Raw genomic sequence first — 12,510 nt, 5'->3', positions numbered from 1 at the left:
CACCAATCAGGTACGAAAGTACATAACACCCTCTAGAGGGTGTTATGTACTTTGGGCGAGCAGTTGAGCGGCATTTCTGAGCATGAAGCCAGCGAAGGCGATGATGTGCATTGCGGCGAGGGTTGAGGCGCAGCGCTCGTAGTCTTTTACGAGCCTTCTACACCGTGTCGCCCATGCGAACGATCTCTCCACGATCCATCGTCGGGGCAGCAGCACAAAACCCCGCTTTGCCTGAGGCAGCCTGACGATTTCGAGGGTGATATCCTGCTCTCTGGCAGCTTTCGCCGGTTTTGATCCGGTATAGCCCTGATCAGCCCATGCCAGTTCAACGCTACCGTCTGTTGCCTGCTGAATGGCTTGCGCGAGCGGAGCGACTTCTGCCCGATCATCTCTGTCTGCCGGGGTGACGTGCAGGGCCAGAAGATGCCCTAGGGTGTCGACCGCCATGTGCAGCTTCGATCCCTTTTTTCTTTTCGCGCCATCATACCCGGCGCGTGAACCACTCTCAGGGGTTGAGCGCAGTGTCCGGCTGTCGATAATCGCCGTTGTCGGCTCGGCCTGCTTTCCTGCAGCCAGACGCAGCACGGCCCGGAGATCGTGGACGACAACCTCGAAACATCCTGCGTCCATCCAGCGCCGGGATTGCTGATAAACCGCAGTCCACGGTGGCAGATCGTTCGGCATCGCGCGCCATGCTATACCGTAACGGATCACATACCGCAGGCCGTTGAACAACTCTCTCAGATCATGATGTCGCTGCTCTGCATCCTCTTTCATCAGAAGGAGATAGGAAACAATCAGAGACCACTCTTCGTCACTGATATCAGACGGATACGGTTTGCGAGCAGTATTCATCCACATATTCTGCAACAATTACACAAAAAAGTACATAACACCCTCTAGATACGATCAGGGCATAATAATACCTGCTATAGCAGCACTCATCAGATTGGATAGCAAGCCGCCCAGCACAGCACGCGCGCTTTTTCGGGCGATTTCCTCACGCCGGTCAGAACACTGACTACCAAAGGCAGCGACGAGCAGACCGAGCGAACTCAGATTGGCAAATCCACATAGAGCAAAAGAGGCAATGGCCGCTGCCCGTTTTGACAGGCGGCCTGCCTGTATATCCGGCCCCAGATGAAAATAGGCTACAAATTCATTCAGTACGACTTTCAGACCAAGTACGGAACCAACAGCATCGCATTCGCCCGCGGGAACGCCTAGCATCCAAGCAATGGGCGCAAAAATTAAGCCCATCAGATATTCCAGCGACAGCATGGACAAACCGATATGCCCCCCGATACCCTGCAATACGCCGTTGACCAGCGCAATCAGTCCGATACAGGCAACCAGCATGGCAGCTACAGCCACTGCGGTCTGGGCACCTTTCTGCGCACCTTCCATCAGCGCTTCAAAAAACGCGCGATGATAGGCGGCCTGTCCCGCATTGATCGAACTGACTGGCGCGCCAGATGCACGGGGTTCCAGAATCTTGGCAAACATCAGGCCGCCGGGAATAGCCATGAAAGACGCGGCCACAAGGTAACTGGCTGGTATACCCAGCCCGAAATAACCGATCAGTGTCGCCCCGGAAATTGATGCCGTGCCACTGCACATTGTACTCGCCAGTTCGCTCTCGCTCATGGAAGTGAGATAAGGCCCCAAGGCAACCGGTAATTCACTCTGACCCACAAAGATCGTGATGATAGCGCCAAAAGATTCAACGGGCGAGGTACCCGCCAGCCACTGCAGCCCCCGACCAAGCAGTCGAGCGACACCCTGCATAATACCGAAGTGATAGAGAATGGCAATCAGTGCACTGACATAGACAAGGGAAGGCAATACTTGAAACGCAAAAATATAAGACCCATCAGGAAAGATCTCATGCATCTTCGGCCCGACAAGCGCACCGAACAGGAAGCCTGCCCCCTCCCCCCCATAGGACAGGATCTGTGTGACTATGTCCGATATCGCCCGCAGAACAGCCTGCCCGGCAGGTAGACGCAATACAAGCACCCCGATACCGGCCTGCAACAGCAGACAGGCCCCGATAATGCGCAGGCTGATCTGCTTGCGGTCTGTGGAAAACACCAGACCAATACACATCAGGAATATGATGCCAATGAAGCCACGGACGTGCATGAGCGAACTTTCAGCCAGCAGAACCGGAAATTGGAATTTCCTGACCATTAAGTTATGTTATCGTAACATCACATCGGATACCGTCAAGCGTCGCTCGATCCCGTACGGCAACAAACCGCATATGCAGCCGCCAACTGGAGTGTAATTCCGTGACTGGCTGTCAGGTTAAAAGAAATTATTCAGATAATATAATCTGGACTGTAGCCTGTTATAGATCGATGCTTCTGCGGTTACCATTTGTAATGCAAGAAATGTCTGCCAGTCGAGGATGGCTGTTGTGGGTACCCCCAGTGCCCAGAGACAATGCGCAACATATTACGCTGATTACACACCAATGCTTCAAAGCAGCATGCGTCCATCAGCAACAAGAGCGCAGACCATACCGAAAGGTCATTTGGACATGAGACGCCAGACAATTCCGTAGCAGGTCGCGTACCGCAATTTACAGGATCGTTCGCCCAATGCATAATGCCGTTGTTCTGCATCCTTGCGCAACAGGATCAGATACGGGGGCTACCAGTGACTGTTCTTCGCCTTATACTTCAGAAGTAGCACGGATTTCCTGCAAACATCATATCCCATTACCGAACCCATCAGCACACAACGGACGCCAGAGGCGGGGACCGACAGTCATCGGTCCCGCACGTTATTAAGACAACTGGCGTGAAGGTTACTATCTGGCGTTGAAGACCGTATCCGCTTTGAGAACGGTTTTAAGCAGGATACCGGCACCTGCCTCCGCATCCTGTTCGGTAATGCTTTCGGCTTCATTATGGCTCAGACCGTCGGCGCAGGGGACAAAAATCATCGCCGTGGGCGTAATCCGTGCCATATAAGCAGCATCGTGACCAGGACCAGAGACAATGCGTCGGGCCCCGTACCCGCTGTCTGCAGCCGCGGTCTCAACCATATCAACGCAGGCAGGATCGAAATGGACTGCCGGGGCATCCCATATCCGCACGATTTCCAGTGTAACGCCACTGCGCTGCGCGATTTCGGGGAGCAGGCTGTACAGTTCCTCCTCCATCTGCGCCACAACTGCATCATCAGGGTCGCGCATGTCGATGGTGAAAAAGACCTCACCCGGCACCACGTTGTTGCTATTAGGACGATTTTCGATCAGCCCCACGGTACCGACGGCACTGGGCGCATGGGAAACGGCAACCGTGCTGACTGCCTCGATCATGCGCGCGGCGGCAAGCAGTGCATCATGACGCATGGGCATGGGGGTGGAACCGGCATGGGCATCCTTGCCCCTTACTGTCACCTCATACCAACGCGCGCCCTGTACGCCTGTTACGATGCCGATGGTCTTGCCTTCAGCTTCCAGAATCGGTCCCTGTTCGATATGCAGCTCAAAATAGGCTGTGACGGGATGCTGACCGCACGGTTCGCTGCCACGGTAGCCGATGGCCTCCAGTTCGTCACCAAAACGCAGCCCGGCCCGGTCACGCTTGTCCAGCACTTCCTGTTCGGTAAACACGCCGGTAAAGACGCCCGAACACATCATGGGCGGGGTGAAGCGGGAACCTTCCTCATTTGTCCAGTTGATCAGTTCGATCGGGTGCCGGGTAACATACCCCGCGCGATGCAGCGCGCGCAGTACGGCAAGCCCGCCCAGCACACCCAGAATTCCGTCAAACTTACCGCCAGTGGGCTGCGTATCGAGATGGCTGCCGATGGTAATAGGCGGCAGGCTGTTATCCTGACCAGCCCGGCGGGCAAACTGGTTACCCATGGAATCATGCGTAACCGTGCACCCCAACTCCTCACAGGTCTGCACGAACCAGTCGCGCACCAGTTTATCTTCCGCCGTAAGCGTCAGACGGCGGATACCACCCTTGGGCGTGCCGCCAAACCGCGCGGTCTGCATGAGGTCAGACCACAGGGCCTGCGCGTCGATGCCAAGATTGCTGCCATGTGTCGCGTTTGTATGCTGTATCATAAAGCTCCCTTCCTCGTCGGACTGCATCCTTGTGGACCTGTTACGAATCTATGGCCACACGCGCCGGGTTGTTGGGGTGTTCGGGCCATGTCAGCACACCCTCTACCGGCTGTGGCTGCATGGTAATGCAATCATCAATGGGGCAGACATGCGCACACAGGTTGCAACCCACGCATTCCTCATCAATCACTTCGTAATGGCGTTCCCCGTCCACCCGGGTCCGGGCGATGGCCTGATGGGAAGTATCCTCGCACGCAATATGACACAGACCACATTTGACGCAGGCGTCCTGATCAATTTTCGCGATGGTCTTGAACTTCATGTTCAGCCGGTTCCACGGCACGAAGCGTTCAATCGCGCGACCGGTCACGTCATCAATCGTGGCGTAACCCTTCTGGTCCATCCATGCGGACAAGCCGTCCTTCATGTCCTCGACGATACGGAAGCCGTAATGCATGGCCGCCGTACAGACCTGCAGTGTGCTGGCACCCATGGCAAGGAATTCAGCAGCATCCCGCCATGAACTGATCCCACCAATACCTGAAATGGGCAGGGCGCCCAGTTCGGGGTCACGTGCGATATCACCGATCATACGGAGTGCTATGGGCTTGACGGCAGGTCCGCAATACCCGCCATGCGTGCCCTGCCCCCCAACGACCGGCATGGGCGCCATCTGGTCCAGGTCAACGCCAATGACGGACTGGATGGTGTTGATCAGCGAGACCGCATCCGCACCACCGGCCATGGCTGCACGCGCGGGCATGAGGATATTGGTGATGTTGGGGGTCAGTTTGACGATAACGGGCATGCGGGTGTTCTGCTTGCACCAGCGCGTGACCATTTCCACATATTCGGGCACCTGCCCTACGGCTGCCCCCATGTTCCGTTCGGACATGCCATGGGGGCAGCCGAAGTTGAGTTCGATGCCGTCCGCGCCAGTTTCCTCCACGATGGGCAGGATCGCCTTCCAGCTCTCTTCCACGCAGGGCACCATCAGGCTGACCACAACGGCGCGGTCGGGATAATCGCGCTTGACCGACTTGATTTCGGCAATGTTCGTGGCCAGCGGGCGGTCGGAAATCAGTTCGATATTGTTCAGCCCGATCATGCGGGTGCCGTTGTAGTTCAGCGACCCGTAGCGTGAACTGACATTGACCACTGGCGGATCTTCCCCCAGCGTCTTCCATACCACCCCGCCCCATCCGGCTTCGAACGCGCGACGGACATTGTACTCCTTGTCCGTCGGCGGCGCGGACGCAAGCCAGAACGGGTTGGGCGAGCGGATACCAGCAAAATTCGTACGTAGATCAGCCATGTCCCGTTTCCTTACTTGCCTGCCGCCATCCAGGCCGCATGAATTGCTTCCGCCGCGTTGCGCCCGTCGCGCACGGCGGCAACCGTCAGGTCCTCGCCCGGCGTGCAGTCGCCACCTGCGTACACACCCTGCATGGTGGTCTGCCCTGTCTCATCAACCATGATGCGCCCGTCAGAAATGGCGATACTGTCCCCCTCCAGCGGGTCGGGCAGGAAGGTCTGCCCCACGGCCTTGAGCACCATGTCCGCCTCCACCACGAACGTATCGTCGGGATCGTAGGCGGGCCGGCCATCCGGCCCGAGGCCACCCCGTGCGAATGCGACGCCAGCCAGTGCGCCATCATGCGCCACGAGCCGGACGGGAGACGCCCATAGCCTGACGGTGACGCCATTCGTCTGCGCCCATTCACGCTCCACAGTCGTAGCCGACATATTCTCCGCGCCACGACGATAAACCAGGGTCACATCCTGCGCCCCAAGCCTGCGGGCCTGCACGGCCGCATCCACCGCCGTATTGCCCCCACCGATCACCACGACGCGGCGACCGACCGGTACGGTCTGCTTGCTGCTTGAACGCAGCCCTTCAATGAAGTCAACCGCATCCATCACGCCATCAAGGTCTTCCCCCTCGATCCCGAGCGACCTTACCCCTGCAAGGCCCACGGCAAGAAATACCGCGTCATAGGCACGCCGCAGGCTGGCGACCGTCATGTCACGGCCCAGCGTCCTGCCACCCTCAAAGGAGATGCCACCAATGGAGAGCAGGAAGTCCACCTCGCGCTGGGCAAACTCATCCGCAAGTTTGTAAGCGGCGACACCATATTCATTCAGGCCACCAGGCAACGCATGACGGTCATGGATCACCACATCATGCCCATGCATGGCCAGCCGGTGCGCGCAGGCAAGGCCGGCAGGTCCCGCACCGACAACGGCGATACGATGGCCGGTTTCCGGTGCGCGGGCAAAGGGCTGGCCGCCATGCTCCATCTGCCAGTCGGTAGCATGACGCTGGAGCATGCCGATGCGGATGGGCTGGCCTTCCTCACGCGTGTTATGCACGCATTTCTGCTCGCACAGTATCTCGGTCGGGCATACCCGTGCGCAGGAGCCACCCAGAATGTTGGATTCAAGGATGGTCCGGGCCGAACCCGCCATGTTGTCCGTGGCAATGGCGCGGATGAAGCGGGGAATATCAATACCCGTAGGACAGGCTTCTATGCACGGGGCGTCGTAGCAGTAGAAACAGCGCTCGGCTTCGACCACGGCCTGGGCGTGCGTAAGTGGCGGATGTGCATCGGAAAAATTATGCGCCAGTTCAACATCTGAAAGACGTCCAGGCGCGATATCGGGACCCTGCGGCATGATCGCTCCAACAACTGTGTGTTGGATTTACCTTAAGGTCATTCAATAACAGACTGCAATGTTTTTTCTGACTATATGGTCAGGTTTTTTGACCAATTCTAAATCGACCCGGATCATATCTTCAAAGAAATGATATATAAGAACGCATTTATTTGTATGCAGATGAAATCCCGCCTTTCATCCCTGAATGTAACAGGAGACTGAAGCAGCCGTCATTCCGTTCATGCTGATATCAGGCTGGCTTGTGAAGGTAGCGTGCTGCGGATGTAATCCGGGATTTGACATAGGCAGCCAGAGTGCCATGGCAGCCTTCCTGCACGAACAACACGACACCAGACGGATGCGCCTTACCCTGACGGGTGTATCAGGTTCGGTCAAACCAGACGGAACCTGCCGCACGATAGGCATCGTGCGGCAGAACTGGATCAGGAAGCATCTTGCCGGACATCCCGGCTATCATAAGGACGTTTTTTCAGAAATCGGTCGAAATCGTTCCCGTCATGGAAAAACGTGGCATGACATAGAAGTTCGCCCCACCACCGCCTGCTGCGGTCTGACCATTAAGCAGGGTGACATCATGCATGTTGTAAGCCACCCCCGTCGTGCCGACACGCACGATGGAACCGGTCAGGTTGGTGAAGTTCAGGCGAAAAGTCGGCGTTTTCATGAACGAAATCGGGTGAAAATGATAACCGAGCGCCAGGGTATCGGTGACGAACCCCGGCATCCGTTCATCACCAACCATGGTAACGGATTGCGGGCCGGTATAGTGCAGGCTGAAATTGCCAAAAAAGCCTTCATTGGCATAGGTCAGCCCGAAATTCGCCATCACGCGCGGCGTGGCGATCGCCTGCTTGCCCTTGGTCGGCAGGTAGGAATTGCCATAGGCGATATTGGAATCCATCCGGCCATACAGGTATTCAACCGATGCATAAGGGCTGAAATGATGGAACTGGCGACCGGCGATCATCGCATCAATACCACGCACCGTTTCATTCCCGGCATTGACTGTCGCGTACTGCGTTGTAGGCAGGTAGACGGACAGCAGGCGGTTGGTAATGTTGGAATTGAATACCGAAACGTCAGCAATCAGCCACTTGTTGTTAAAGCGATAGCCAAGCTGTTCGGTAATGGAATACTGGTCCTTGGGCAGTGTCGCCATACCTGCGGGCAGCGCCGATGGCAGGGGCTGGCGGAAATCGCCTTCCGCGTTCATGTAAATCTGGTGATGCTGGTTGAAGCGGTAAGCAACCGCCAGATGTGGCAGGGGGGCGGTCGTATTTTCCCCCAGCCTTGTGCCGCTGCCCAGCAGACCACTTGAGCGATCCCAGTAATTGGACATGACGTACTTGAACCCGGCATTGACCGTCAGCCGGTCATGCAGGTATTTCGCGCTGTCCTGAATGAAGAACGAATTCAGTTCATAACCGGCATGGTCCGTGCTGACCAGTTTCTGTCCCTGCATGTTGTACAGCATCTGCTCGGCATTATCGGTTTTGGGGTTCCGCCCGGATGCCATGGTCGCCATGGTTGGCGAGAATTCGGATACGGCGTTGTTTTCATACCAGTAACCAAAGGTCAGGCGGTTATGGCGGTCAAGCTTGTAACTCAGCTTGGCCACGACACCGACATCAGGTGACCAACCCTGCGCGTAATAGGTGCTGAGTTGCTGCCCGCTGGCCGCAGGTGTGCCATTGCCATATTTGCACCCATTCGCGCACGCGCCTGTCGTACCAACGGTTCCCGCTGACGATCCATCCCAGCCAAAACCGGTGCTGAGGTAAGATGTTACATCCAAATCAAGCCTGCGGTTTATGACCACATGCACTGGAGCACTGACAAAAAACTGGTTCCAGGAATCCAGGTTGCTTTTCCAGTAATCTCCGGCATTCGCAGCCGTCGGGTTCCAACTGGCTGTCCGGTTGAAGCCTTCGCCGGTATGTTTGTAATTATAGAACTGGGCCGCCGTCGCGTAATTATCGATGGTAAACATCGAGTTGTTCCACGAGGTGAACAGTTTGATGTATGATCCGTTATTGAAATCCTTCTGCAGCCCGAAATCCACATGTTCGCGCTGGTTTATGCCGCCGCCCATCCACTGCCGTGAATGTGTGTTGGAAAAGGACGCATAGGTGCGCACACCCGAATGCCCGATATAGCCTGACTGCAGGCGAATGAATTCGCGTGACATATTATTGGTGCCATACGAAAAATCCATCGCCCCACCACGCTTGGCGCTAGGTGTGATTGTGCGTTCATCCAGCGCACCGGCCGAGGCATTGGCAGTCGGCATGTCCACCTGCGAACTGCCGGGGGTGACATTAACGCTTTCAATATTCTCTGAATCGACATTCTGCTGCAGGTACGCCGCAAGCGAAGCAGGCGCACCATCCAGCATCAGCCCCATATCAGCATCCGTAAAGCCACGGATAAAAATCGAACCACCCTTGATGCCTGAAGTATCCGGCATGGCTATACTTACGCTGGGCAGGTTCTGAATTAGGTCCAGACCGGTGGAGGTGGGGCTGCGCATGTCGATATACTGCTTGCCTACGCTCTGCACTGCATGAGGTTCGGTTTCAATCCTCATCATCCCGCCACCTCCGTCACGAGCGTGACGCGAAACATGCACTGCCAGCGTCTCCGGCTGGCTGGAAGCCATCTGATGCGCAGGTGCCGTGTGGTGGGACACGCCATGGGTCGGTGAACGGTTTGGGGGTCTGTGCACCGCCGCCTGCTGCACGGTCTGGGTACGGGCATTATGACCAGAGAAAACCGCTGTCAGCACGACTGCACTGACAAACGAATGTAAATAAACCTGATTCATTTATTCTTACCTCTCGGCGGCGGCACACAAATAAAATATGGCTTTATCGTCTTTAATGTTATATATCGTTGTTATTATTTTCATTTTACACAAAAGACGAAGTATTTCTGAATATCTAAGGATATAAAAACGATAATATATATCTTTTCTAGAACGCAATAAGATTCTAACCATATGATCAGGTTTTTAAGATCGTTGCAGAAATGGCACATTTTGTCATGAATGAGCTGCCATGGAAAAAACTGTTTTTTCCAATTGCTTACATGGGATTTAACCATTGCAGCGCCACGTGCGGCAGAACGGATTTCCAATCTGTCCGCTATGGTCCAGTGAAGTGAGATGAGACCAGACGCTGCTTCTGTCCCTAAAAACCGGTTACGCATTGCAGACCCGCCTGCACGGCAGGAAACGGTCTGGACGCCATCACGAGGGAGATATTCTTTTGAAACGGAAAATCATCATTGATACCGACCCGGGCCAGGACGACGCGGTCGCCCTTTTCCTGGCGCTGGCTTCACCCGAAATAGAAGTGCAGGCCGTTATCGCCGTCGCAGGAAATGTGCCGCTGGCACGGACAGGTGAAAATGCCCGCCGCATCCTGGAAATGGCTGGTTTCCCCCATATTCCCGTTTTCTGCGGCGCGCCACGTCCCTTACAGACCATCCAGACCACGGCTGAACATGTACATGGCCCCACGGGGCTGGATGGGATTGACCTGTCTGTTCCACCCGCCATGCCCCTTCAGACGCGCAACGGGGTCGTGTACCTGATCGAGGCTGTCCGCAACGCGGAACCGGGCGAACTGACGCTTGTCATGCTGGGGCCGCTTACGGATCTGGCCCTTGCCCTGACCCTTGCACCGGATATTGCAGAACGCATATGCGAGGTGGTGCTGATGGGCGGGGCATGGTCGGAACTGGGCAATATCACGCCTGCGGCTGAATTCAATATCTATGCCGACCCGCATGCCGCCGATATCGTGTTCAGCGCCGGTATCCCGCTTGTAGTGCTACCACTGGATGTCACACATCAGTGCCTGACCCTGCCTGAGCGGCTGGCAGCGCTACGGGCAAATGGCAATCGCTGTTCCGATGCGGCCGTGGATATGCTTTCATTTTCCGAACGTTTCGACCTGGCTAAATATGGCTGGAAAGGTGCACCCCTGCATGATCCCTGCACCATTGCGTGGCTACTGAAGCCCGACATTTTTGGCGGTCGCCACGTCAATGTCAGTATCGAGACGGAAAGCAGCCTGTCGGTAGGCATGACGGTTGTGGACTGGTGGAAGGTGACAGACCGCAAGCCCAATGCCCTGTTCATACGTGACGTGAAGGCCGACGCTTTCTTTGAACTCCTGACCACGCGACTGGCCACCCTGCCCTGAGCCCATATGACCTGCGGGCGGACAGATCATCCCGTCCGCCCGCAGGTCTTTCATCTTGTCTGCCGATTCTCACCGACTGCACGAATCCTGATATGGAACAGGGCAAGATAACTTGCGATCGCGCAGGAAAACCCGACAAACCATGACAGGTTGCGTACTGGCGCGAAAACCGGAACAAATACCAGCCCCAGTCCGCACAGGACAGAAAACAGCAGGCTGGCCATTGCCGTGAAGTTGATACCGTTGCGATACCAGTACGCGGCCTGCGGGCTGGCTATATACAGGGCTGCGGTTTCCATCCGTCCTTTGCGCACACCGTAGTAATCCGCCAGTAACACACCCGTCAGCGGGCCAATGAACGTGCCCAGAATGTCCAGCGTCAGATGAATCAGTTCAGGCCGGGCATACAGGTTCCACGGGGTAACCACCAGCGCCCCGACCGCTGCAATCAATCCGCCTCTGCGCCAGTTGATGGTGTGTGGCGCGAGATTGGAGAAATCGAATGCGGCCGAGACGAAATTGGCCACGATATTGATCCCCGCCGTGGCGGTGACAAAGGTCAATACGCCTATGGCCACGGCGGTCGGGCTGTCGATCTGGGACACGGTTTCCACCGGGTCGAGAATGATGCGGCCAAAGACCGGACGCGTCAGTACGATCGTAACCAGCGTCAACACGGAAAAGCAGATAAAATTAACCGGCAGCCCCCAGAAATTGCCACGGCGGATATCACGCAGGCTGATGCCGTAGCGGGCGAAATCGCCAAAATTCAGCGCAATGGGTGAAAAATAGGCCACAATGAGCGCCATTGCGTTGACAATGCCCAGTATTCGCCATCCGGTACTTTGCGGCACGACGTCAAATACATCCAGCGATATGTGCCCCCCCGCTTTCCACAGGAGCCAACCATCCAGCGCGATCATGACAACATAGATCACGGGACCGGCCCAGTCGATGAAGCGGCGGATCGTTTCCATCCCGCGCCAGAAAACCGCAGCCTGCATCCCCCATAACAGCAGAAATGCTGCCCACCCCAACGTGGACAGGCCCAGCATTCCATGCTGCCGCAGGTCAGCCCATGGTGCGAGTGCTGGCCACTGCCGTAGCAGCAGGATCAGCACCGCGTTCGAGGCCAGCCATGTCTGGATACCGTACCACCCCACCGCGATTACGCCACGCACCAGTGCAGGCACCACCGCCCCCCGCACGCCAAAGGCCATGCGCGCCATGACCGGATAGGGCGTGCCGGATTCAAAACTGGGCCGCGCGACCATATTGCAGACCACCTGTATGATCATGATGCCCGCCACCAGGGCAATGAACACGTCGCCTGCAGGCAACCCGACCGCAAACAGGCTACCTGCCGTCACATAGCCACCCACACTGTGCACGTTGGACATCCATAGCGAGACATAATCAAACCATCCCCAGCTTCTGGTCCGCACGGGCGCGAGATCCTCGTTCACCAGATGGCTGTCCATGCGATCCGTGCTGTCCAGCATGGTAATTCCTTTTTGGTCTGTATGCGGCAAA

At 56.4% G+C, this 12,510-nt stretch carries 8 protein-coding genes; 1 reads left to right on the top strand and 7 read right to left on the bottom strand.

What is annotated here, in order from left to right:
- Window positions 1-42: 42 nt before the first annotated feature.
- The 6 genes from KSAC_RS00630 to KSAC_RS00605 all read right to left on the bottom strand — a co-directional run bounded on the left by KSAC_RS00630 (window position 43) and on the right by KSAC_RS00605 (window position 9,359).
- On the bottom strand, window positions 43-855 hold the full coding sequence (locus KSAC_RS00630; RefSeq protein ID WP_132303554.1) for an IS5 family transposase: 813 nt from the start codon (window positions 853-855) through the stop codon (window positions 43-45).
- A 54-nt stretch (window positions 856-909) separates the two neighbouring features.
- Entirely contained in the window at window positions 910-2,145 is a 1,236-nt protein-coding gene (locus KSAC_RS00625) for a NupC/NupG family nucleoside CNT transporter (RefSeq protein WP_132305998.1), read from the bottom strand.
- A 673-nt stretch (window positions 2,146-2,818) separates the two neighbouring features.
- Entirely contained in the window at window positions 2,819-4,090 is a 1,272-nt protein-coding gene (locus tag KSAC_RS00620) for a Zn-dependent hydrolase (protein WP_132303552.1), read from the bottom strand.
- A gap of 40 nt (window positions 4,091-4,130) precedes the next feature.
- Window positions 4,131-5,405 carry an NAD-dependent dihydropyrimidine dehydrogenase subunit PreA gene (gene preA, locus KSAC_RS00615; RefSeq protein ID WP_118963504.1) on the bottom strand — a complete coding sequence of 425 codons (1,275 nt, stop codon included), beginning with the start codon at window positions 5,403-5,405 and terminating at the stop codon, window positions 4,131-4,133.
- A gap of 11 nt (window positions 5,406-5,416) precedes the next feature.
- Entirely contained in the window at window positions 5,417-6,766 is a 1,350-nt protein-coding gene (locus KSAC_RS00610) for an NAD(P)-dependent oxidoreductase (protein ID WP_132303550.1), read from the bottom strand.
- A gap of 472 nt (window positions 6,767-7,238) precedes the next feature.
- Window positions 7,239-9,359, bottom strand: a complete 2,121-nt coding sequence (locus tag KSAC_RS00605; RefSeq protein ID WP_102324084.1) for a TonB-dependent receptor — start codon at window positions 9,357-9,359, stop codon at window positions 7,239-7,241.
- A gap of 676 nt (window positions 9,360-10,035) precedes the next feature.
- Between KSAC_RS00605 and KSAC_RS00600 the strand changes: the two genes are divergently transcribed.
- On the top strand, window positions 10,036-10,977 hold the full coding sequence (locus KSAC_RS00600) for a nucleoside hydrolase (protein ID WP_132303548.1): 942 nt from the start codon (window positions 10,036-10,038) through the stop codon (window positions 10,975-10,977).
- A 50-nt stretch (window positions 10,978-11,027) separates the two neighbouring features.
- On the opposite strand, the gene KSAC_RS00595 is transcribed toward KSAC_RS00600, so the two are convergent.
- Window positions 11,028-12,479, bottom strand: a complete 1,452-nt coding sequence (locus tag KSAC_RS00595; protein ID WP_132303546.1) for an NCS1 family nucleobase:cation symporter-1 — start codon at window positions 12,477-12,479, stop codon at window positions 11,028-11,030.
- Between the last annotated feature and the right edge of the window lie 31 nt (window positions 12,480-12,510).

Source organism: Komagataeibacter saccharivorans (assembly GCF_004348195.1).
GTDB lineage: Bacteria > Pseudomonadota > Alphaproteobacteria > Acetobacterales > Acetobacteraceae > Komagataeibacter > Komagataeibacter saccharivorans.
Note: the sequence above shows the minus strand (reverse complement) of the source record. Positions and strands in the feature narration are given on the sequence as shown.